Below are 23,778 nucleotides of genomic sequence, written 5' to 3'. Positions count from 1 at the left end.
TGGAATGAGGAGACGTATTTCTATGTCCACAATCTCCAGGGGGATGTCATCGGCCTGCTGGATCGCACCGGGGCACTAGTGGTACGCTATACCTATGACACGTGGGGAAAACCGCTCACCGTGGAAGGGACCCTGGCGGAAACCCTGGGGCAGAAGAATCCCTACCGGTATCGGGGGTACGCCTATGATGCGGAGACGGGGCTCTACTACCTGGGATCCCGGTACTACAACCCGGTAATCGGGCGGTTTATTAGTCCAGAACCTAATGTTGATTATGGCGAGTTTGATGAAGGCGCTGGGCTGCTTGGATACAATGTCTACGCCTACTGTGCCAACAATCCCGTCAATAACTTCGACCCTGATGGGGAAGCGGTTGCAAATATTGTTGGTGGCGTAATTGGCGGGGTTGCTGGTGCAGCGTTAGGAGTATTGCTTGCACAACATCTTGGTCTGACTGGATGGAAAAAATGGGCGCTAATATCCGCCGCTACCGTTGGTGGTGCTGCGTTAGGAGCATTTTTAGGCCCATATATTGCGAAACTTGGAGCACAAATAGGTGCAAAGCTTGGAATAAAAGCTATTCCTAAAATAGGTTCACAAATAGGGCGGCTTGGTAAGCTAACAAAAAACCTAAGACCAATAATAAAAGGGACGACAGAATATAGTTTAAAACGAATGGCTGAGCGGGGAATGAGTAAAGCCCTTGCACAAGAAATTGTGAATACCGGGTATGCTGTCGCACAAAGCAGTGGGAGAACGCTTTTCTTTACACAGGCAGGAGCAGTTGTACTAAATAAAGCAGGAGAAATAGTTACTACATACACATCCAAATATTTTGATGCAGCTATGCAAGAGATTATAAATCAATTTTATAGGTGAGTGATAAATTATGAATTATGAGAGAGTAAAATTGGTTATCGACTCTTGGGATCCAATAGATTTGTTATATTTTGCTCCAAAAAACGAATATGATTTTGAAATCAAAAGGATTTTAGAATTGACTTCACAGGATGATACTGTTGAATTTGTTGGAAACATTATCTATAAAGTGTTTTTAGAATCGTTTGGGGATAATACCTTTACCAAAAATCTTGAAGAATGCATTGGTATTGCAAAACAGCTTACAGCCTCCAATTAACTTCATCACTCAGGGCAGTCAAAATGACTGTCCTGAGAAATTCATTACCACGTCTTAACGAGCAATGAATTTGTGAATACAGACCACAAATTCACTTGTTCGGGGAATCCCCGAATACCCCTTAATACCGTTTCATTTGCTACAGCATATTCTGCACAAAGGGTTATATAGAATTATCCCTATCTACGAACTATGCTGTCGTGATAACATAATTCATTGCTGGTTAAGACAACGCATTTCACAGCAAGCCCTTTTCGCAAATGTAAATCTCGCACCTTGAAAATCCATATCTGTGGAATCCACAGAAAATATTTGTTATTAGTACCACAAAACCACCCTGCCAAACACCCCCTTTCTTGGTAATCCCCATGGTCTGCATTCTTCAGCAGGAGAATGTCATCCCGGGAAGAAGAAATGGCATATCCGAGCAACGTCCAGCCTTAGTTTTTGGCTGCGTAATACTCTTTCAGCAGGGGGACGGAAAAGATGATTCCGCCGCGATTAAGCGCTCCGGCACGACGCTGCTGTTCATTTCGTTCAGGCGAAGCGGAAACCTCCTCGGGAGAAAAGGGGACCAGTCCTAAACTGACACCGCAGATGACATAGGCCTCCTTTGACGTGACGGGACCGGTATAGGGTTCCAGGAACAAGACATAGGAGGCATCCTTTTTCAGCGAAAGGAAAACTTCGGAGTTCGGGACCAGGGTCTGCAGAACAGAAATTTCTTTGGGCAGCAACGGGCCATGGAGCTGCTCGGAAATAGTGAGATTGACCTGCTGAAAATCAACGCCCCCATGGCGAAAAGGCTCTTCCAGAAGTTTGACCTGAGCCAAGACTGTTAGCGGGGCCTTCTCCAGCAAGTCCGCTTCGGTGAGGTACTGACTATCCAAGGAGGACAAGGCCTGAACGGAGGGGGCGGAGGGCTGCTTTAAGGCGTTGATCCCATAGACGCCAAGGCCCACAAACATAAGGAGCAGTAACAGGAGAAGTAACTTTGTCCAAGAATTAGTCATCAGTCTTCACTCCTCTTTTGGTATTAATCATAGTCTATATCTAAAAAAAAGATATTACAATTTATTATTTATTCCGCATGTGGTGATAAATTACAATCTGATGACAAAAGAAGATATGGATGAGATAACGAAAATTTGAACAGGCAAACAAAAGGAGCAAGTTCCGCGAAGGCGGGACTTGCTCCAGGACGGGCGAATCCTTAACAAGATCCGCGGGATTTTTCCGTTTTTTCGAAGTTGAGTCCTCCGATCAGGGGATGAGGAAAGGATCATAAAAATCCGCTTCTTCACCATTGGTCAAAATCATGGGTCCTTCGGGGGTTACCACCACCGTATGCTCAAACTGGTAGACATGGTTTCCCCGGGGGGTTTTCAAGGTCCAGCCGTCCTCATACTCCTCGATGTAGTCATCCTTTTCGGAGATGAAGGTCTCAATGGCCAGCACATGGCCGGTCTTGAGGAGAATGGCGCCGCGGCGCTCATTGTAGTTGAAGATGTTTTCCGGATCATCGTGGAGGGTGAGTCCCACCCCGTGGCCCGTGAGGTTCCGGATGACCGTGAAGCCGTTGACTTTGGCTTCATTGTATACCGCCCGGCCCAGATTGTTGGACATGGTGCCCGGCATGGCTTTTTCGATGGCCTTGTACATGGCTTTCTTGGCCACATCCTGTAGTTTTTTTGCCTTGTCGCTGACGGGGGGCACATTGAGCGTCACCCCGGTATCGGCAAAGTATCCGTTTTTCGAGGCGGAGACATCGATGTTCACCTTGTCCCCGGCCTGGATGACGTAGTCCGAAGGGATGCCGTGGGCCACCACATCGTTGATGCTGATGCAGGTGTAGCCGGGGAAGTCATATTCACCCATGGGGGCGGACTTGGCGCCGTTTTTCGCAAAAATCTGCGCAGCAATGAGGTCCAGTTCCAGCGTGGTGATCCCCGGCCGGGTGGCTTTGGCCATTTCATCCCGGACTAGGGCGCAGATCCGTCCGATTTCCTTCAGCGCAGACAGTTCTTGGTCATTTCTGATTATCATAAAATCACTCCCTTCCCCCATTATAGCCGTTTTCCCCCCTGAAGAGAAGAAGGCCGAAGGGGTGAAGTTGCGGGAATATATTACAAAATTTAGAAAAAGGAAGCCCGATGAATGGTAAATACTCAGAAAATTTGGTATGATGAAGAGGTAGTTAAAGGTTTTCAAAGTCTAATCTTACAACAGGAGGAAACCCTATGTTTATCAAAGAGTACAAGATCAAAAACCTGCGCAACGTCGGAATAATCGGCCACAGCGGAACTGGAAAGACATCCTTGGCTGAAGCGCTTCTTTTCTATACCAAGTCCATCGACCGGCTGGGTAAAGTGGAAGACGGAACCACTACGACAGATTTTGATGCGGAAGAAAAGAAGAAACAGATTTCCCTCCAGGCTGCTGTGGCTCCCTTCGCCTACAAGGACATCAAGATCAACTTGGTGGATGTGCCCGGATACTTCGACTTCGTCGGAGAACAGATTCAGGGCATGCGAGCCGTGGACGTCGCCACGATCGTCGTATCCGCAGCTTCTGGAATTGAAGTTGGAACGGACAAGGCCTGGGATTACTGCAATAAGATCAAGCTGCCCCGCACATTCTTCATCAACAAGATGGACCGTGACCACACGGATTATGACAAGGTGTTTGCTCAGCTGAAGGAAAAGTACGGCATGAGCGTCATCCCCATTCAGTATCCCGTGGGCAAAGAGGAGAACTTCCGGGGCGTCATCAACATCATCTCCAACCGGGCGAGAATTCATGATCCCAAGACCTTCGAAATGAAGGAAGCTCCTGTTCCAGAGGACTTAGTTGACAAGGTTGCCGAACTTCGGGAGATGATCGTCGAGTCTGTGGCCCAGACGGATGAAGTGCTCATGGAGAAGTATTTCGGCGGTGAAGAAATCACCATGCAGGAAATTTACGATGCCCTGATCAAGGGCTGCGCCTCCGGCGATATTGCCCCCGTCATGTGCGGCAGCGCCACCAAGGCCATCGGCATGAGCACCCTTTTGGAAGACATCGTGGAATGCTTCCCCACACCGGAACACGCCATTCCCCAGAAGGCCCTCATGATGGATACGGGAGAGACCGAATACATCCCCCTCAGTGAGGAAGGACCCTTCTCCGGATTTGTCTTCAAAACCGTAGCAGACCCCTTTGTGGGCAAGATTTCGCTGTTCCGTGTCATCACGGGCTTCATTAAGCCGGATACCGTGGTATTGAACACCAATCAAGAAAAAACGGAAAAGATTTCCACCCTGATCTTCCTGCGCGGAAAGAATCAGACCCTGACGGACAAAATCATCGCCGGGGACATCGGTGCCGTGACCAAGCTTCAGTACACCCGTACCGGCGAAACCATCAGCGATCCGAAGTTCCGGGTCATTTACGACAAGTTCAATTTCCCCACCCCCACCATGACCATGTCCGTGGTTCCCAAGGCCAAGGGCGATGAGGACAAGATTTCCTCGGGTCTTCAGCGGCTGGTGGAAGAAGATCCCACCTTCACCATGGAACGGGACAAGGAAACGGCAGAGATTCTCGTTTCCGGCCAGGGAGACACCCATCTGGAAATTCTGGCTTCTCGTCTGAAATCCAAGTTCGGCGTGGATGTGGAGCTGAGAAAACCCCGCATTCCTTACCGGGAAACCATCAAGAAAAAGTCCGATGTCCAGGGCAAGCACAAGAAACAGTCCGGCGGCCATGGTCAGTACGGCGATGTGAAGATCATCTTCGAACCCCGTCCCGATGGCGTCGACGAGATGCTCTTCGTGGATAAGGTTGTGGGCGGCGCTGTTCCCCGAAACTTTATCCCCGCGGTGGAAAAGGGACTTCGCGAGTCCATCAAGGAAGGCATCGTCGCCGGTTATCCCGTGATCAAGCTCCAGGCAACGCTCTATGATGGAAGCTTCCACGCCGTGGACTCTTCGGAAATGGCCTTTAAGGTTGCAGCCAATCTGGCCTTCAAGAAAGGCATGGAACTGGCCAGCCCCACGCTCCTGGAACCCATCATCAAGGTCAGCGTCACCGTGCCCGATGAGTACATGGGTGACATCATGGGCGACATCAACAAGAAACGCGGACGCGTCCTGGGAATGGAACCTGTGGACGGCAAACAGATGGTGGTGGCCGAAGTGCCTCTAAGTGAAATGCAGACCTACGCCACGGATCTTCGCTCCATGACCCAGGCCCGTGGAGAGTTCACCATGGAGTTCTCCCGCTATGAGGAAGTGCCGGCTTCGGAAATTCCCAAGATCGTGGAGGAAACCAAGAAGTTCAAAGAAAGCAAGGAATAGAAAAAGCAGCACGCTAGCGAAAGGAGGGAGTTCCCGGAACCCGGGAGCTCCCTTCCGTATGCCAGGAAGAGCTTCCGAGAAAAAGGGAAAGGTTCCCAAGGAAATCTCTTTTTCCCATGCTATAATCAAAGAAGAAATCAATCGTGTTTGGGAGGACTGTTATGAAGAAATAGGTCATCGGCGTGGATCTGGGCGGCACCAAGATCACCACAGCCATCAGCGACCTCACAGGAGACATCATCGAAAAAACCACCCTGGCTACGGGCTCTGCCCTGGGCGAAGAGGTGGTCATGGGCCGAATCTTCGACTCCATCGCCATGGTGCTGGAAGCCTCGGGGATCCATGAGGAAGAAGTCCGGGCCATCGGCATCGGCGCTCCGGGACCCTTGGATGCGGAAAAAGGGATGATCATCACCACCCCCAACCTGCCCTTTAAAAACTACAATCTGGTGAAACCCATCGAGAACCGGTTTGGCATTCCGGCGTATCTGGACAATGATGCCAATGCAGCGGCCATTGGGGAGTACACCTTCGGCGCCGGAAAAGGCACCAAGCATATGCTCTACATGACCGTATCCACCGGCGTGGGCGGAGGTGCGGTGCTGAATGGAAGACCTTACCGCGGAAATACCTCCAATGCCCTGGAGATCGGACACATGACCATTGAGCCCTTCAGCAAGCATCAGTGCAACTGCGGAAAGTTCGGCGACGTGGAGTCCCTGGCTTCCGGCACGGCCATTGCCAAGAGAGCCAAAGAGGCCGTGGAAGCCGGCAAAGATACGCTCCTTTCTCAGTCGGAGACCCTCACCTCCTATGAGGTCCATCAGGCCTATCTGGAAGGGGACGCCGTGGCCCAGGAGATCCTGGATACGGCTTTTGAGTATCTGGGCATTGCCGTGGCCAACCTCATCGTGAATTTTGACCCGGAAGTCATCGTCATCGGCGGCGGGGTGACCAAGATCGGAGATCTCTTCTTCGAAAAGGTCCGGGAGAGTGCGCGAAAGCGAAGCTTTGACTTCATGTTCAATGCCACCCGGATTGTTCCGTCCCAGCTGGGACAGGAAACCGGCGTCATTGGCGCCTTGGCTCTGGCCCTCATCGAGAGTGCCGAGAAGTAAGAAGAGCGGGAAAGGGCCTCAAGAAACTTAATCTCGAAACAAAAGGAAAAGGTGGAGAACCGAAATTCTCCACCTTTTGGCTTATCCGGGAATCATAAGGTTCAGAAAAGGATTAAGGAGTGAGAATGGGCAGCGGGGAGGCATTGGTCCAGGGCGATACGCCGGCACCATTGATGGCGCGGATGCGGAAGTAGTACGGGGTATTGCGGGAGAGGTTTCCGGTGTTGAAGGTGGTGCTGTTGGCGGCCACGGTGGCAGAAACCAGGTTTGCGGTGAAGTCAGCGCTGGTGGAGCGTTCAATGACGAAGCCTGATTCATTGTTGGCATTGTCCTTCCAGGTCAGGGTCACCTTGGCATTGCGGTTACCGGAACGGACAGCCGTCGCCAGCACATTGGTCGGAGCGGCAGGAACGCTGGCCAGGGTCACGGAAGCGGTGTTGGAGGTCAGGGAAGAGCCTGCAGCATTCAGGGCATACACCTGATAGGTGTAGCTATTTCCGGCGACTACCGTGGTATCGGTGTAGTTGACTGAACCGGTGCCGTTATTGGCATTGACGGTGACCAGGTTCGTGAAGGTGCCTCCATTTGTGCTGCGCTGGATGACAAAGCCGGTTTCATTGTTGGCATTGTCTCTCCAGGTGAGGAACACCTGGGGTCCCGTTTGCACCACAGCGGTGAGGCTTGTGGGCGCGGCAGGCTTCGTGATGGCCACAGTGCCGACAGAAGCGACATTGCTGTAGTCGGAGAGCCGGGTCACCACGGGGAATCCTACGGTGAGGGTATCACCGACGGTATTGGTGGCAAAGACGCGATAGTAGTAATTGTTGTTGGTGTTTCCGATCCGGTCGCTGTAGGTCGTTGTGCCGGCAGGCAAAGTGGCCAAGGAGGTCCAGGGACCTGCGGGATTGGCAGAGCGTTCCACCACAAAGCCCGTTTCATTGGCGGCATTGTCGGTCCAGGTGAGATTCACCCGTTTGTTGTTTCCATTGCCGCTAGTTCCGGCAATGAGATTCGTCGGGGCCTTGGGCGTCACCGCCACCACCACCGAGTGCATCATATCCATCTCTTCATGGGATAGGATATGGCAGTGATAGACATATTCCCAGCCGTAGTTCACCATATGGTTCAGAATTTCCGGTACAGGATTGCCCTGGGGATCAAAGAAGCCCGTGGGCGGCGGGGTCATGAGGGGAGCGCCTTCCGGCAGGGTGGGATCGATGAGGCGCACGCTGTTGGGCACATCAAAGGGCAGTTCGGAAGCTTTGGGCACCTTGGGTCGCATGGCGATGTAGGTGATTTCCAAGGGGTTCACCCGGAAGGTTTCCTTCCAGCCCAGTTCATTGGCATCCGGCGGCAGGAGCTGTCCAGCCCAGTCCACCCGGTTCACCAGCTGGGAGGAGAAGAGGTGGGTATGGATCGTATGGGTATCCACCCCGTTGTGGGTGATTTTCCAGATTTGGGTGCCGTCATCCAGGGAGCCCACAGGCGTCGTGTCCAAATCCTCAATGCCTTTGAAGATTTCCACAGGCGGACTGGCATAGCCATAAGGGATAAAGGGAGCATTCACCGAGGTGGCCGTGGGTGAGGTAAGGCCCAGCATACCGCTCATTCGGCCATACTCATCATAAACCTCGCCCATTTCGTCCTGCATGGCTTTGGGTTCGAAGGGAAGATTCACTTCGCCCAGAAGCTGGCCGGTCTTGTCGATGGGACGGAAGGTCTTTTCGTTCTCATCCAGCTGGAAGTAGGCTTCAAAAGCAGAAGAGGGATAGGTGGCATTATAGGCGGAGTTGTAAGCAGCCTGGGGAATGATGATGGGTTCCTGGTCGCTTTCAAAGACGCCAGGCTTGCTGTCGGTCTTCTTGAAGACTTCGGTAAGCGCCGTCACATCATAGGCGGCAGCCGGCGGAATATCCGCCACTTTGATCTGCATGATGGTGCGGATGTTGGGTCCTTTTCCGGGCAGGGTGGAAGGAGCTCCGCCCTCGCCGGTGAGATCCGCGTTGTTTGTGTAGTAGTCATAACGGGTGTCACTGGCAGGGAAAGGCGCCGGGGCATCATTATACAGAATGAGGGTCTTGCCGGCATAAGCCGAGAAGTCCACCAGGACATCGGCCCGTTCGGCAGTACCCAGAAGCAGGGAATGCTGATCCACGTTCCCGACGTTGAAGGTGGTGAGGTTGAGATTCCAGGTGATGGGCTGGCTGGGAATCACCGTGGGAGCAGGCAGGAAGCCGCCTTCGGTTCCGATTTGGATCCAGTCCGGTCCCTTCATGGCGGGATCCGGGATGATCTGCTCCCGGTGGGCCGGAAGGGGCGTTTCGTCGGTGGCCGGAATCATTTTAACTTCCGTAAGATAGCCTGGCTCACCTGGAGCGTAGGCATCATCGGCGATGTAGAGCTGCAGATTGTAGAACCGGTCATTGGAGGCATTGAGGATACGGAATCGGTAGGTTTTGGGATCGACCTCCATGAAGGGATAAGCAGTACCATTGACGATGGGCGTATCCATAAAAGACTCGCCGGGGGCGGAAGGATTGGGGGTGGCAGGCATGAGGGGAGGTCGAAGATCGGGATTTTCCGGATCATAATAGGGATTGGTCACGGGGCCGAATTCGATATTGCTGGTGGGAGGCCAGAACCAGGGACCATACATCCAGCGGCCGTAAGGATTTACGCCGTCGGAAGCATAGGGATTCTGGGCCGGGCTGTACACGTGGGGATACCAGAGATCGCCGGTGGTAGGCACATAGGGAACCCCCGGAGTATAGGTATTGGTTCCCCAGGCCCAGGTGGGATCGGTATCCATAATGGTGGCCGCATCCACAAAGGTGCGGTCCTGAATGACCAAAGGAATTCCCGCATCGGGGAGATACTTCTGCAGAAGAGGATTGATGCCCGTCTTGTTGGTTCCGTTGATCAGATCCTTTTCCACATCATCCTGAATGAGGTATGGAGCGGCAGCACCGGCGTAGACATTGAGGCGGGTGATGCCATAGGAGTGATCATGGTAGAACATGAGGCGGGCGCTCTGGGAGTTCGTATAATAGAGGGTGGTGGCGCCGTCCGTGGGACTGGAGGTGTTCTCCATGTCCGGCACATCCACCACGCTGACGCCCTGGGGATAATGGGTGTCTTCCCCGGCGGGAGTGATCCACTGGTGGGGGGTACCGTCACTGATCCAGACGGTATTGTTGCCGTGGAGGTGGATGTTGGCGCGGTTTTGGGTGAAGTCCATGGTCATGGGCATGCCGTCCATGATCATGGTGCCGCTGCCGGCGCCCATGACGGTGGTGTCCACGGGAATGAAGAGATCTCCGGCCACTCCTGTGGGCAGAAGATTATAGAACTTGATCCGGACGGGTCGTCCGCTTTCGGACAAAATGGCCGGTCCCAAGTAATGGGGGACATCCACTCCATAGGCCTGGGTGGTGCCGCCGATGAGGATGGGGGAACCGTCGATCTGCTTTAGGGCCGTATACTTTCCTGGTACCACAGAGGTAGAAATTTGTACATAGCCTCTATTGGTGGTGGCAGGAAGCTCGGAGTGCATTTTCTCCTGATACTCCACCACAGCGATCTCATAGTAATCGGAGCCGGGATAGGTGGTGGTGTCGGGCACCGCCACGGGAATATACTGTCCCAGGGCGTTGGCTTTGGAGGAGCCGAGACCCGGGAGCTCATCGATGAATTTCGTCAATGGCGGGGAGTAGGCCCAGTTGGCGACGCCGAAGTAATCCGGGATGAGATAGCCGTCAGTTTGGGCGAGAAGATTGGCGGTGACCACGTCCCCTTCAGCGATAGCTTTGTCGACCAGTGCTTTGCGGGCCTTCGCCGCCGCCTGCCGCTCCTTGGGCGTTATGGTGGTGACATAGGTTAATCCGTCTTTTTTCACCTTGTCTTTTTGATTTGCAGCCAAAGAGAGATGGAAGGGAAGAGCAAAGATTAATACAAGAGCAATACCCAGCATTCGGCGGAATGGATGTTTTTTCATACTTACCTCCCGTTAAATGTTCATCACAGAGGGCTTTGGCGATGCGCAGAAGGAAGGAACGCGTTTTGTCACGAGGAAAACCGGAGGTAAGCCTGCACAAAGGAAACATCAGCATTTCACCGGAGTGGAGATGCATCACACAATTGAGAATGGGTATCAGTCAAGAATACGATTTCAGTATATGGACATTGGTGGGAAGATACAACCTAGTTTATGTGAATTTATTTGAAATAATAGAATTTAGTTGATAAATCTGTAACATGTAAGTGATTCATGAAGTAAATCGATAAGAACCTGCCCTGATAATAGATGAAGGAGAAATCTTGAACGGGGGAGTGATCCTCCATTAAACCGCGGTATACTAAAAGGAGAAACAGCGAAAGGAGAAGGACGATGGAATTTATCTATACCCTGAAACTGCGGGAGGAGCTCCGCCAAAGCTCCAACTGGCCCCAGGCTGATGATGAGGCCGTGGATGCCCATTTTGAGAAGCTGAAAGCCATGCTGGCCAACGGAAAGCTCATTCTGGCAGGCCGGACCCCGACCATGGATGAGGATACTTTTGGCATTGTAATTTTTAAGGCTGACTCCCTGGAGGAAGCCACCCGGATCATGAAGGAAGATCCTGCCGTGATGCAGGGAACCATGTCCGCTCGGGTTTATCCTTTTCGAACAGCTTTATTAAGAGGGGGTAAGAGGGCCAAGGGAATAGTATTTTGTGAATCCATTGGGCTATGGTAGAATAGATGGGTTAGAATGTGAAAAGCAGGTGAGGATCTTGTTGAATCTTTTCATTACCCGTCATGGGGAAACCCAATGGAACACCGAGAAACGCCTCCAGGGGTGGCTGAACTCTCCGCTGACCCCCCGGGGCATCGAGCAGGGAAAGCTTCTTCATGAGGCGGTGCGCATGTACGGCATCGAAAAAATCTATTCCAGCCCCAGCGAACGGGCCCTGAAAACCGCCTTGGCGGCAAAAGGAGACTGCAAACTTCCCCTGGAGCTCCTGGATGAGCTCAAGGAGATGAACATGGGCGACTGGGAAGGGAAGACCCTGGCGGAGATTGAAGCCCGGGAACCGGAAAACTTTGCCAACTACTGGTCCCGCCCCCATCTCTTCGTGAAGAACAGCGGAGAAGATTTTCCGGAGATTCTTCAGCGGGCGAAGAAAGCGCTGCAGAAGATTCTGGCGGAGAATTCCGAGGGCAATATCCTGGTGGTCACCCATGGGGTGACGCTGAAGGCCCTCATGAGCCACTTCAGCGAAGAAGGCTTCGAAGGATTCTGGACGAAGCCCGTGGTGGAGCAGGCCAGCATTTCACAGATTCAGGTGGACGATCAGGGCATCGCCAGCATCAAACTGTATGGCGATACCCGTCATTTTGAGAGACGGAGATGAAGGAAGAATGAAAGCAGAAATTATGGCGGTGGGAACGGAGCTGCTTCTCGGCGACATTGTGAACACCAATGCCCAGTATCTGGCCAAGGAGCTGGCGCTCCTGGGCATCGGCATATACCGGCAGACCACTGTGGGGGACAATGAGGAGCGGCTGAAGACCGCCCTTTTGCAGGCCCTTCAGGATACGGACATCGTCATCACCACAGGGGGCTTGGGGCCCACCCCGGATGACATCACCAAGGAGGTATCCGCCCAGGTCCTTCACCAGGAACTGGTGCTCCATGAGCCTTCCTATGAGGTGATCAAGGCTTATTTTCGCAACAACGACCGGGCCATGAACGGCGGCAATCAAAAGCAGGCGCTGTTTCCGAAGAATGCCATCATTCTGGACAATCCCAATGGCACGGCGCCGGGCTGTATCATTCCCGGTGAAGGGGGCAAGTACATCATCAACCTCCCCGGTCCCCCCAAGGAAATGGTCCCCATGTTTGAAAACCGGGTAAAACCCTTCCTTCGCCAGTTCACCGACGGAACCATCATCTCCCGGGTTCTCCGCTGCGTGGGCCTGGGAGAATGGGACATGGCCAACCGGGTGAAGGACATCATCGATGCCAGCGACAATCCCACCGTGGCGCCCTATGCCAAAGAGGGGGAATCCATTCTCCGGATCACCGCCCGGGCGAAAACCGAAGCCGAGGCCCAGGCCATGATCGAACCCGTGGAGGCGGAAATTCGAAGCCGTATCGGGGACTATATCTATGGCACCGATGACGATACCCTGGAAGAGGTTCTGGGCCGCATGCTGGTGGAGGCGAAGCGCAGCATTGCCATTGCCGAATCCGTCACCGGCGGCATGATCGCCTCCCGGATCCTGTCCTATGAAGGCGGCATGTCTGAGGTCCTGGGGGAAGCCCTGGTCACCTACAGCAATGAATCCAAGGTCCGGTATCTGGGCGTGAACCCGGAGACGTTAGCCCGATATGGCGCCGTGAGCGAAGAAACCTGTCGGGAAATGGCCCGGGGGCTTCGGGAAAAAACCGGAGCCCAGGTATGCCTCGTCACCACCGGCATCGCCGGCCCCACGGGAGGAAGCGAAGAAAAACCTGTAGGGCTCGTCTACATCGGGATCAATCTGGACGGAGAGATCCTGGTGCTGAAAAAATACTTCACCGGCGGCCGCGAGAAAATCCGCGTCCGAGCCACCATCTCCGCCCTGGATCAGCTGCGCCGGGCCCTTTTAGGGACGCTGCCGCTTTCCACCATCCACGACACGAAATAAGAATCAATGAGGGATAAATATTGAGTATATTAACCGTTAAAAACATCAGTCACGGCTTTGGCGACAGAGCCATCTTTGAAGATGTGAGCTTCCGGCTCCTGAAGGGCGAGCATGTGGGCATCATCGGCGCCAACGGCGAAGGCAAGTCCACCTTCATGAATATTGTCACCGGAAAGCTTCAGCCCGATGAAGGCACCGTGGAGTGGGCCAACCGCGTCCGCGTGGGCTATCTGGACCAGCATTCCAGCCTGGAACGAGGTGCCACCATCCAGGACGTTCTGCGAAGCGCCTTCCAGTACCTCTATGATATGGAGGCGGAAATCCTCAGCATCGGGGAACGCATGGGCAGCTGCTCCGAAGAGGAGCTCTACAAGCTCATGGATGACATGGGTACCCTCCAGGATATCCTGGACCACAATGGGTTCTACGTCATCGACGCCCGGGTGGAGGAAGTGGCCAAGGGTCTGGGACTCAAGGATGTGGGCCTGGAGAAATCCGTGGATGAGCTGTCCGGAGGACAGCGCAGCAAGGTCCTTCTGGGCAAGCTCCTTTTGGAGTCCCCCGATATCCTGCTCCTGGACGAGCCCACCAACTATCTGGATGAGGAGCACATTTCCTGGCTGAAGATCTATCTTCAGAACTATGAGAATGCCTTCATGCTCATCTCCCATGACATCCCCTTCATCAATGAAGTGGTGAATCTCATCTACCACATGGAAAACCGCGCCCTGAACCGCTATGTGGGGAACTACGACGATTTCCAGACGGTTTATGAAGCCAAGAAGCGTCAGATGGAGTCCGCCTACGAGCGTCAGCAGCAGGAAATCAACAAGCTGGAGGATTTCATTGCCCGGAACAAAGCCCGGGTGGCCACCTCCAATATGGCGAAATCCCGCCAGAAGAAGCTGGACAAGATGGACAAGATCGAGCTCACCAAGGATAAGCCCAAGCCCACCTTCACCTTCAAGCTGGGCAAGACGTCGGGAAAGATGATTTTCCGCACGGATAATCTGGTCATTGGCTATGATGAGCCCCTGACCAAACCGGTGAATGTCTACCTGGAAAAGGGAATGAAAGTGGCGCTCACCGGCGCCAACGGCCTGGGAAAATCCACCCTCTTGAAAAGTCTACTGGGGTTGATTCCGCCCTACAGCGGCGATATCGAGATGGGGGAAAACATCGAGATCGGCTACTTTGAACAGGAAGGCAGCCGGGACAACTACAAGACCTGTATCGAGGACTTCTGGGAAGCCTATCCCGGATACAACCAGTATGAGGTCCGGTCGGCCCTGGCCCGCTGCGGTCTCACCACCAAGCACATCGAGTCCAAGGTGGTGGTGCTTTCCGGCGGCGAGCAGGCGAAGGTTCGCCTGGCCAAGGTGATCAACCGGGATTCCAATGTTCTCCTTTTGGACGAACCGACAAACCACCTGGACCAGGATGCCAAGGACGAACTGAAGCGAGCCCTTCAGGAGTATAAGGGCACCATCCTTCTGGTTTCCCACGAAAAGGAGTTCTACGAGGACATTGCCACCCACATCTGGAACTGTGAGGACTGGACCCGAAAAGTATTTTAGAGCGTTAAGGCTGTTCTTCCTGAAGAACGGCCTTTTCTTGCAATGGCGAAGATTTTCCCCCATAATGGAATTGGTTCACTGGACAGTCCAATGCACCAATTCATCACCCCCAAGGAGGAGCCCATGTTTACACCCGTGAAAAATACCAAAGTCTATGAACAGGTCATCGAACAGATCAAGGGAATGATCACTAGCGGCCAGCTGAAGAAGGGCGACAAGCTTCCTCCGGAGCGGGAACTGGTGGAGCGGCTGCAGGTATCCCGGACATCCGTTCGGGAAGCGTTGAGAGCTTTGCAGATCATTGGCCTCATCGATTGCCGCCAGGGCGGCGGAAACTATATCAAAGAAGACTTCGAGGAGAATCTCATTGAGCCCCTGTCCCTGATGTTTGTTCTCCAGAACAGCCGCAATCGCGAAATTCTGGAGCTTCGGAAAGTCCTGGAAGTGGAGACCGCCACCCAGGCGGCGCAGCGGATCACCCCGGAGCAGGCCTCGGCGCTGCAGGAGATCGTGCAGAAGATGAGCCAGGATCCTTCGGAAGAGGAAAATGTGGCCCTGGACAAAGCCTTCCACTACATCATCGCCCAGGCCTCCGGAAACAATCTGGTCATGAGCATTCTTTTAGCGGTTTCCTCCCTCATGGACTCCTTCATCAAGGAAGCCCGGGAGGCCATCATCCTCAAGGATGAAAACAAGAAAGTGCTTCTGGAGCACCACGAAAAGATCTGCGCGGCCATTACAGGCCGGGATCCGAAGCGGGCAGCCCAGGTCATGACCGACCACATGACCCTCATCATCCGCCATATGGATTTAAATTAAAGGTTGTTGCCAGCTGTGTCTCTCCGAAAAGGAGAGAGCGGCTGGTTTTTTGATTTTTTCTCTCGTGAGATATTTAACGAAAAAATAGATATTTGGCAAAGAATCACAGGATCACGATTTATTTTTGAGAAACCCAATAACGGGAAGTCATGAAATGGTGGGGGTTTCGCTGAAATGGTTTTCAGAAAACCCCGCGTTAAAAAATAAATTATGCTACAAACGTTATCAGGAATGTGTTAGGATGACCTCAGTAGAAATTGGTCATACCAAATGACCATACGACCAAAATAACGGAGGTGACAATCTTGAAGATCCTCAGACAATTGGCGCTGATTCTCTTCTTTCTCCTGGCTGGGGAAGCTTTGCGGCTGGTCAGCGGCATCAGCATTCCGGGGACAGTCCTGGGCATGGTGCTCCTCTTCCTCGCGCTCATGACGAAACTCATCCGTCTGGAGCAGATTGAGCTCATCGCAAAGTTTCTTCTGGACCATTTGGCGTTTCTGTTTGTTCCGGCGGGGGTGGGACTCATGAGCAGCTGGCAGGTCATCGGAAAATCCTGGCTGCCCATTCTCCTCATCGTTCTTTTCTCCACCATTCTTGTGGTGGGGGTTACGGGCTGGACGGTGCAGCTGATGAAGAGGAGGGGGACGCGATGAAGGCACTTCTAGATACTCCATTGTTCGGTATCCTTTTATCGGTTCTCGCTTATGAGGCAGGAATCCTCATTCAGCGGAAGTACCGAAAGCCCTATCTCAATCCGCTCCTCCTGGCCATCCTTTTCGTCATCGGCATTCTTCTTCTTTTTCATCTTCCCAAGGAAAGCTATGACAAGGGCGGAAGCTTTATTCTCTTCTTCCTCGGACCGGCCACGGTGGTGCTGGCCATTCCGCTGTACCGCCAGATGGAGCTTTTGAAGAAGGATCTGGTGCCCATCCTCACGGGAATTCTTGTGGGCAGCACCACCTCGGTGCTCAGTGTGATCTTCTTCTCCAAGGTTTTTCGGGTGGATCTTCAGGTGGCGGTTTCCATGCTGCCGAAGTCTGTCACCACAGCCATCGGCATGGAAGTGTCCAAGCAGATCGGTGGGATTGTCTCCCTATCCGTGGCGGTGATCGTCCTCACGGGGATCATGGGCGCAGTGCTGGGTCCGGCGCTACTGAAACTTTTCAGGATCAAGGATCCCGTAGCCCAGGGGGTAGCCATCGGAACAGCCTCCCATGCCGTGGGTACCTCCAAAGCCATGGAGCTGGGGGAAACCCAGGGGGCCATGAGCGGCCTCTCCATTGGACTGGCGGGTCTCGCCACGGTGATTCTGGTGCCGCTGCTCATGCGACTTTTATAAGATGATGATTTCAACATTACAGGGAAAATTAGGGGGTAAACAGATGAATATACTGGTATGTATCAAACAGGTACCCGGATCCAACAAGGTGGATGTGGATGCCAAGACCGGCGTGCTGAAGCGCGACGGGGTCGAATCCAAAATGAATCCCTACGATCTGTTCGCACTGGAGACGGCCTTCAGAATCCGGGAAAATCGCGGGGGGAAAGTCACCGTCCTGACCATGGGACCACCCCAGGCAGAAGCCGTGATCCGGGAAGCCTTTATGATGGGGGCCGATGATGGAGCGCTCATTTCCGACCGGAAGTTCGGCGGAGCCGATGTGCTGGCCACATCCTACACCATTTCCCAGGCCATAAGGAAACTGGGAAGCTTTGACCTGATCCTCTGCGGAAAGCAGACCACCGATGGCGATACCGCCCAGGTGGGACCGGAAGTGGCGGAATATCTCGATATCCCCCATGTGGCCAATGTGCTCCGGATCGTAGAGCTCAAAGAGGATGCCTTGATCCTTGACATGGATATGCCCCATACGGTGGAGATGGTGGAGGTGCTCTATCCCTGCCTGCTCACCGTGGAGAAGGATATCTTCATGCCCCGGCTTCCTTCGTACCGAAGAAAGCTGGAAACCTCGGCCTGGCCCGTGAAAACCCTGACCTTTGCCGATTTTGAGGATCAGGATGTCATGAAGTATGGCCTCAATGGCTCCCCCACCCAGGTGGAACGGATTTTCCCCCCGGCAGTGAATGCCCAGCGGGAAATGCTTCGGGGGGAAGCCGAAGAACTGGCGGCGGAAGTTTCCACAAAGCTTGTGCATCTCAAGCTGATCTAGGAGGGAGAAGATTATGGGAAAACTAATCGTTCATGACCATCGGGTCACGAAAGAGAACCTGAAAGAACTGGTGGCCCTTTGTCCGTTCAATGCCCTGGAAGACCATGGCGGAAAACTGGAGATCAATGCGGGCTGCAAGCTCTGCAAAATATGTGTGAAAAAAGGCCCCCAGGGTGTCATGGAGTTTGTGGAGGAAGAACGGGCCACGGTGGATAAAAGTCAGTGGAAGGGGATCTGCGTTTATGTGGACCATGTGGATGGCGAAATTCATCCCGTGACCATGGAGCTTCTGGGGAAAGCCCGGGAACTGGCGGATCAGGTGAACTTCCCCGTCCATGCGCTGTTCATCGGAAGCCAGGTGACGGATAGCGCAGCGGAACTTCTGCATTACGGTGCGGACAAGGTCTACTGCTACGATGATCCGGCGCTGAAGGATTTCCGCATTGAGCCCTATGCGGCAGCCTTTGAGGACTATATCCGAAAGGTTCAGCCCTCCTCCATTCTGGTGGGGGCCACCACCGTGGGCCGAAGCCTGGCTCCTCGCATGGCTGCCCGGTTCCGTACCGGACTCACCGCTGACTGCACGGTGCTGGAAATCAAGGAAAACACCGATCTGGTTCAGATCCGTCCCGCCTTCGGCGGAAATATCATGGCCCAGATCAAGACTCCCCATACCCGTCCCCAGCTGGCCACCGTTCGCTACAAGGTGATGAATGCCCTTCCCCGAAAAGCGGAAGCTTCCGGCGAAGTCATCGTCTGCACCGTTCCCCAGGAGAAAATGGTCTCCCGGATTAAGGTGCTGGAGGTTCGGCCAAAGGAAAAGGAAACCAGCATTTCCGATGCCGAGACCATCATCGCCGTGGGCCGAGGGGTCAAGGGCGAGAAGGATATGGCCATGGTGGAAGAGCTGGCCGACCTTCTGGGCGCACAGATCGCCGGAACCCGTCCACTGGTGGAGTCAGGCTGGCTGGATACTCGCCGCCAGATCGGCCTCAGCGGAAGAACCGTGAAGCCAAAGCTGATCATTACCCTGGGCATCTCGGGATCCGTGCAGTTTGCGGCGGGGATGAAGAGCTCGGACTACATTTTTGCCGTGAACTGTGACGAGAAGGCGTCGATCTTTGACATCGCCCATTACGGCATCGTCGGGGATCTCTATGAAGTTCTGCCCGAACTCATCCGCCGGATCAAGATGGAAAAGGAGGCCTAGGACATGTACAAGAAAATCGATGCCCAGGATGTGCAGTTTCTGAAGGAGCTGCTCGGCGAAGAGCGCGTTTTTGTGGGAGAAGCCATCAGTGAGGACTACAGCCACGACGAACTGGGCGGCATCAGCCGACTGCCGGAAGTCATGGTGGAAGTTCTCACCACGGAAGAAGTCTCCCAAATCATGAAGCATGCCTACCAGGAGGGCATTCCCGTGGTGGCCCGCGGTTCAGGCACCGGCCTTGTGGGGGCCTCCGTGCCCATCCAGGGCGGAATCATGCTGAATCTCACCAAGATGAACCGCATCAAGGAGCTGGATGAGAACAACCTCACCCTCACCGTGGAGCCGGGAGTCATCCTCATGGAGATCGCCAAGTATGTGGAGGAGCGGGACTTCTTCTATCCTCCGGACCCCGGCGAAAAAACCGCCACCATTGCGGGAAACATCAACACCAACGCTGGAGGAATGCGAGCCGTGAAGTATGGCGTCACCAGGGACTATGTGCGTGGCCTGGAAGTCGTCCTGCCCAATGGCGAGATTCTGAAGGTGGGGGGCAAAGTGGTGAAGAACAGCTCCGGGTACAGCATCAAGGACCTCATCTGCGGATCGGAAGGCACCTTAGGCATTGTGACGGAAGCCACCCTGAAACTTCTGCCCCTGCCCAAAACCGTCATCAGCCTCCTGGTTCCTTTCCCCAATCTGGATATGGCCATCGGCACGGTGCCGAAGATCATCAAGTCCAAGGCGGCTCCCGTGGCCATTGAGTTCATGCAGCGGGAAGTCATCCTGGCGGCAGAGGAATTCCTGGATAAAAAATTCCCGGATAACTCTTCCGATGCCTACCTTCTTTTGTCCTTTGACGGCAACACCAAGGAGGAAGTAGAGAAGAGCTACGAGAAGGTGGCCCAGCTTTGCCTCGAAGAGGGAGCCCTCGATGTCTTCATTTCAGACACCGATGAGCGCAAGCAGAGCATCTGGTCCGCCCGAGGCGCTTTCCTGGAAGCGGTGAAAGCCTCCACCACGGAGATGGATGAATGCGACGTCTGCGTCCCCCGGGACAAGGTGGCCCAGTTCATCACCTATACCCACGACCTGGAGAAGGCCTTTGATGTGCGAATCCGCAGCTTCGGCCATGCCGGAGACGGGAATCTCCATGTCTATGTGCTGCGCGATGGCCTGGACGAAGAAGCCTGGAAAGAAAAACTCTCGGCCGTCTTTGCGTGCATGTACCGCAGAGCCCGCGAACTGGACGGCGTAGTGTCCGGAGAACATGGCATTGGCTTCGCGAAAAAGCCCTATATGTTTGAACAGTATGATGAGGCCTACATCACCCTGCTGAAAAACATTAAGCTGGCTTTTGACCCGAAGAACATCCTGAACCCCGGCAAAGTCTGCCAGTAAAAAGATCAATCTCCGCCTGGATTTTCCGGGCTTTTTTTCGTGAAAAAGACCAAAGGGGCTGAAGACAGATTTCGCCGTTCGTGTTACCATCAGGAGAGAAGAGCCCAAGGGGCGAAGGGAGGGACACGGATGGGAAAATTCTACGGCAAAGTCACGGATCGAAAAGGGCAGCCCCTGGAAGGGGTGGAGATCCTCTTCATTGATCTGGGGCAGGAAGTTCTGGCCAGCGCCTACAGCAGCCCTGAAGGCGATTTTTATATCCAGTGGGATCATCCTGCCCAGGGGATGCTCAGTGCCACCGCCGGGAAAGGGGAGCAACCCCTGGGGGCCTGGTTCATGAATCTCTCTTCCCACCGCTCCAGCCAGGTGAACCTGACCTTGGGCAATGTGGAGTTTTTGAAGTTTCAGCGGATTCGCCGGGAAGCCACCGGGGAGGAAGTTCTCCGGTTCCAGCTGGTGCAGCTGGAGAAAGTCCTGGGTGGGGCACCGGAACTCTCCCCGCCGCTCACCAAGGAAAATCTGCGGATCCTTCGGGGAGGAGCAGCCGTCGAAGGCTTCACCATGGAACGGGTCCTCCGAAAACTTCCTTTTATGGGGAGTCAGGTGGAGGAAATCACCTTGCGGTTCCCTTTGGGAAACCGGGGAGAAGATTCGCTGCTGGAGCTGGTTTATTCCACACCCAGTGCTTTTGGAATGCTAAAATCCTTCTGATGTTCCCCTGGGGATTTCCTTAAATTTATTCAGCGCCAGTTGAAAATTCTTCTCAGCTGCATTAAAATGAGTTTGTCGCCGTTCCGTTTTGGAACGGGTGAACAAATCTTTTTTGGGAAAAGGAGTGTTACATATGAAGAAGATCGCAAAGTTGGCTGCATCTGCACTGATGTCCGCCGTGATTCTCGTGGGCTGCGCCTCTGGAGCTGCACTGAAGGATGGCACATACACCGGCGAAGGCCAGGGAAATAACGGACCGATTAAGGTCAGCGTCACCGTTGCCAGCGGAAAGATTTCCGAAGTGAAGATCGATGAAGAGAAGGAAACCGAGGGCATCTGGGAAAAGGCTGAAGAGGGAGTCACGAAGGCTCTCGTGGGCAAGACCTCCACAGAAGGGGTTGACACCATTTCCGGCGCCACCAATTCCTCCAAGGGAATTCTGGAAGCTGTAGACAACGCCCTGAAGAACGCCAAGTAGTTCATACAGAACTGCATATCCCCTGTACAGTTATCCCCATGGATATCCTAGTGTAATGGACGTCCATGGGGTATAATTATTCAATCAGAAAAATCAAGGGCACCGGATTCGGGTCCTTTTTTAAAGGAGTCAATGTTATGGGCGAGAAAGTCAATTTAACCCATGGGAAAATTAGCACCACCCTGACCAAACTGGCCCTGCCCATCATGGGGACTTCCTTTGTCCAGATGGCGTACAACCTCACCGATATGTTCTGGGTGGGTAAGCTAGGCAGCAATGCCGTGGCCGCCGTGGGCACAGCAGGCTTTTTCACCTGGTTCGCGTTTTCCCTGATCCTTCTTTCCAAAGTGGGGGCCGAGGTCTTTGTGGCCCAGCATATCGGACGAGGAGATGAAGAAGGGGCGCAGAATTATGCCCGGGGAGCCATTCATTTAAATCTGTTCCTGGCGCTTGTCTACGGATCTCTCCTCATCCTTTTCCGGCATCCCCTCATTGCGTTCTTCAACTTGGGGGACCCTTCCGTGAGCAGCATGGCGGTGAGTTACCTCGCCGTAGTAGCCGCCGGAATCCTCTTCACCTTTATTAATCCTGTGCTCACCTCCATTTTCAATGGTTCGGGAAACAGCAAGACCCCCTTTAAGATCAATCTGGTGGGACTGGCTACGAACATGATTCTGGATCCCTTGCTCATCCATGGCTTTGGCCCCATCCCCGCCATGGGGGTCATTGGGGCAGCGGTGGCCACGGTGATTGCCCAGGTCATGGTGACGTTGATTTTTATCGCCATCATGGCCACCAGCCGGGATTCCTTCTTTAAGATCAATATCTTCCGCCGGATCGAAACTGAGCGTGTTCGCACCATTATCAAGCTGGGTTTTCCCGTGGCCGTGCAGAATGGACTCTTTTCCATCATCGGCATGATCATTGCCCGAATTATTTCCATCTATGGGGCAGAAGCCATTGCGGTGCAGAAACTGGGGTCCCAGATCGAGTCCATCACTTGGATGACCGCCAGCGGATTCTCCACCGCCATCAGCGCCTTTGTGGGACAAAACTTCGGGGCCCACAAACATGGACGGATTATTGAGGGCTACAAGTCGGGTCTTCGGCTCATGTCGTTCATCGGTCTGGGCTCTACCCTGCTTCTCTTCTTCTTTGCCCGAAATCTCTTCGGGATCTTCCTGGATGAGCCGGCCACCATCGAACTGGGCGTGGCCTATCTTCGAATTCTTGCCGTATCCCAATGGTTTTCCACCCTGGAGATTTCCAATCAGGGAGCCTTCAACGGCCTGGGCAAAACCATCTATCCCTCGGTGGTTGGGGTAAGCTTTAATCTGCTTCGCATCCCCATGGCCTACTTCTTCTCCCTGAATTTGGGACTGGGACTCAATGGAGTTTGGTGGGCCATCACCATCAGCAGTGTCTTCAAGGGCGTCGTGCTCTTTGGACTTTTCTATGTTAAAGTGCTTCGGAAGTATAAGCTTCAGGGGTCCTTCCAATAAGGTCAGTTTCAGGAGGCGTAAGCCTCCTTTTTTCGTGGGCTAATTTTGAAGGAATATGTAAAGGTTTTACCGAGGAATGAAGGCTTCAAACGTTGCGTTTCCGGGAAAAAACAGCGAAAACCGTACCGTGTGTATCAATAAAAGGAAAGTAGCGAAATATCGCAATAATTCGAGGATAAAGGAGGTAAACCTCAAAAATTGGATTTTTAAATATGGTTGGGTCTAATTTTAAATGTTATTATTAAAAACGTCGCTGAACGAGGCCGCAAGGAATGACACCAAACAATTGACACTCCTTCGATCCCGGTACTATAATGAAATAGTCTTCTTCACAGAAGTCAGCCAAAGCTCTTTGAAAATTAAACAGAATATAGGTAAAAAACCAAAGTAATTCTTTTGAGAAATCAAAAACAATCGTTTCTGTCGCAAGACGGAAACAAAAGCTAGTGTAATCAACAGCTAGTTCAAACTTTTAATTTGAGAGTTTGATCCTGGCTCAGGACGAACGCTGGCGGCGTGCCTAACACATGCAAGTCGAGCGGAGGATTTAAGATGTTTACATTGAGAATCCTTAGCGGCGGACGGGTGAGTAACACGTGGGTAACCTGCCTCAAAGTGGGGGATAGCCTTTCGAAAGGAAGATT

The 23,778-nt window shown here is 53.3% G+C and carries 20 protein-coding genes and 1 rRNA gene; 18 read left to right on the top strand and 3 right to left on the bottom strand.

The genetic code is table 11. The features are described from left to right. A partial coding sequence (locus tag KCG48_RS13550; protein ID WP_211802721.1) for an RHS repeat-associated core domain-containing protein occupies positions 1-879 on the top strand: 879 nt, incomplete at its 5' end. 10 nt (positions 880-889) lie between these two features. Beyond that, a complete protein-coding gene (locus tag KCG48_RS13545) occupies positions 890-1,138 on the top strand; it encodes a DUF1871 family protein (RefSeq protein ID WP_211802720.1) in 249 nt (82 codons plus the stop codon). Between the two features lie 440 nt (positions 1,139-1,578). On the opposite strand, the gene KCG48_RS13540 is transcribed toward KCG48_RS13545, so the two are convergent. Together KCG48_RS13540 and map are read right to left on the bottom strand one after the other, a co-directional pair. Further along, positions 1,579-2,151 carry a hypothetical protein gene (locus KCG48_RS13540; protein ID WP_211802719.1) on the bottom strand — a complete coding sequence of 191 codons (573 nt, stop codon included), beginning with the start codon at positions 2,149-2,151 and terminating at the stop codon, positions 1,579-1,581. A 250-nt stretch (positions 2,152-2,401) separates the two neighbouring features. Further along, positions 2,402-3,184: a type I methionyl aminopeptidase gene (gene map, locus KCG48_RS13535; RefSeq protein ID WP_211802718.1), complete on the bottom strand. Its 783-nt coding sequence runs from the start codon at positions 3,182-3,184 to the stop codon at positions 2,402-2,404. Between the two features lie 200 nt (positions 3,185-3,384). Here map and fusA point away from each other — a divergent pair, with 200 nt between their 5' ends. Next, positions 3,385-5,475, top strand: a complete 2,091-nt coding sequence (fusA, locus tag KCG48_RS13530; RefSeq protein WP_211802722.1) for an elongation factor G — start codon at positions 3,385-3,387, stop codon at positions 5,473-5,475. A gap of 182 nt (positions 5,476-5,657) precedes the next feature. Continuing rightward, positions 5,658-6,593, top strand: coding sequence for an ROK family protein (locus KCG48_RS13525; RefSeq protein WP_408004738.1), 936 nt, complete (start codon positions 5,658-5,660; stop codon positions 6,591-6,593). A gap of 112 nt (positions 6,594-6,705) precedes the next feature. Here the strand turns inward: KCG48_RS13525 and KCG48_RS13520 are convergent, their stop codons facing one another. Continuing rightward, entirely contained in the window at positions 6,706-10,587 is a 3,882-nt protein-coding gene (locus KCG48_RS13520) for a fibronectin type III domain-containing protein (protein ID WP_211802717.1), read from the bottom strand. A 393-nt stretch (positions 10,588-10,980) separates the two neighbouring features. Here KCG48_RS13520 and KCG48_RS13515 point away from each other — a divergent pair, with 393 nt between their 5' ends. From KCG48_RS13515 to KCG48_RS13450, 14 genes are all read left to right on the top strand, one after another. Continuing rightward, positions 10,981-11,328 (top strand): YciI family protein, encoded by a 348-nt coding sequence (locus KCG48_RS13515; RefSeq protein WP_211802716.1) that lies wholly within the window; start codon positions 10,981-10,983, stop codon positions 11,326-11,328. A 37-nt stretch (positions 11,329-11,365) separates the two neighbouring features. Next, complete coding sequence (locus KCG48_RS13510; RefSeq protein WP_211802715.1) at positions 11,366-11,986, top strand: histidine phosphatase family protein; 621 nt, start codon at positions 11,366-11,368, stop codon at positions 11,984-11,986. 7 nt (positions 11,987-11,993) lie between these two features. Further along, complete coding sequence (locus KCG48_RS13505) at positions 11,994-13,265, top strand: competence/damage-inducible protein A (RefSeq protein WP_211802714.1); 1,272 nt, start codon at positions 11,994-11,996, stop codon at positions 13,263-13,265. A gap of 20 nt (positions 13,266-13,285) precedes the next feature. After that, on the top strand, positions 13,286-14,842 hold the full coding sequence (locus KCG48_RS13500) for an ABC-F family ATP-binding cassette domain-containing protein (RefSeq protein WP_211802713.1): 1,557 nt from the start codon (positions 13,286-13,288) through the stop codon (positions 14,840-14,842). A gap of 123 nt (positions 14,843-14,965) precedes the next feature. After that, positions 14,966-15,661, top strand: a complete 696-nt coding sequence (locus KCG48_RS13495; RefSeq protein ID WP_211802712.1) for a FadR/GntR family transcriptional regulator — start codon at positions 14,966-14,968, stop codon at positions 15,659-15,661. Positions 15,662-15,966: 305 nt separating this feature from the next. Continuing rightward, positions 15,967-16,317, top strand: coding sequence for a CidA/LrgA family protein (locus KCG48_RS13490; RefSeq protein WP_211802711.1), 351 nt, complete (start codon positions 15,967-15,969; stop codon positions 16,315-16,317). Next, the gene (locus tag KCG48_RS13485; protein WP_211802710.1) at positions 16,314-17,003 is read left to right on the top strand and encodes an LrgB family protein; all 690 of its coding nucleotides are present in this window, start codon (positions 16,314-16,316) and stop codon (positions 17,001-17,003) included. Before KCG48_RS13490 ends, KCG48_RS13485 begins: the two co-directional genes overlap by 4 nt. Positions 17,004-17,046: 43 nt before the next feature. Next, entirely contained in the window at positions 17,047-17,835 is a 789-nt protein-coding gene (locus KCG48_RS13480; RefSeq protein ID WP_211802709.1) for an electron transfer flavoprotein subunit beta/FixA family protein, read from the top strand. Positions 17,836-17,848: 13 nt separating this feature from the next. Beyond that, on the top strand, positions 17,849-19,045 hold the full coding sequence (locus tag KCG48_RS13475; RefSeq protein WP_211802708.1) for an electron transfer flavoprotein subunit alpha/FixB family protein: 1,197 nt from the start codon (positions 17,849-17,851) through the stop codon (positions 19,043-19,045). Positions 19,046-19,048: 3 nt separating this feature from the next. After that, on the top strand, positions 19,049-20,443 hold the full coding sequence (locus tag KCG48_RS13470; RefSeq protein WP_211802707.1) for an FAD-binding oxidoreductase: 1,395 nt from the start codon (positions 19,049-19,051) through the stop codon (positions 20,441-20,443). Between the two features lie 129 nt (positions 20,444-20,572). Next, positions 20,573-21,154, top strand: coding sequence for a carboxypeptidase-like regulatory domain-containing protein (locus tag KCG48_RS13465; protein ID WP_211802706.1), 582 nt, complete (start codon positions 20,573-20,575; stop codon positions 21,152-21,154). Between the two features lie 133 nt (positions 21,155-21,287). Continuing rightward, entirely contained in the window at positions 21,288-21,632 is a 345-nt protein-coding gene (locus KCG48_RS13460) for an FMN-binding protein (protein WP_211802705.1), read from the top strand. Positions 21,633-21,769: 137 nt separating this feature from the next. Then, positions 21,770-23,134: an MATE family efflux transporter gene (locus tag KCG48_RS13455; protein ID WP_211802704.1), complete on the top strand. Its 1,365-nt coding sequence runs from the start codon at positions 21,770-21,772 to the stop codon at positions 23,132-23,134. 473 nt (positions 23,135-23,607) lie between these two features. Continuing rightward, positions 23,608-23,778: ribosomal RNA gene (locus tag KCG48_RS13450) — 16S ribosomal RNA — on the top strand; the annotation flags it as partial.

The sequence above is a fragment of the Proteiniclasticum sediminis genome, assembly GCF_018128025.1.
In the GTDB taxonomy this organism is placed as follows: Bacteria; Bacillota; Clostridia; order Clostridiales; family Clostridiaceae; genus Proteiniclasticum; species Proteiniclasticum sediminis.
Note: the sequence above shows the minus strand (reverse complement) of the source record. Positions and strands in the feature narration are given on the sequence as shown.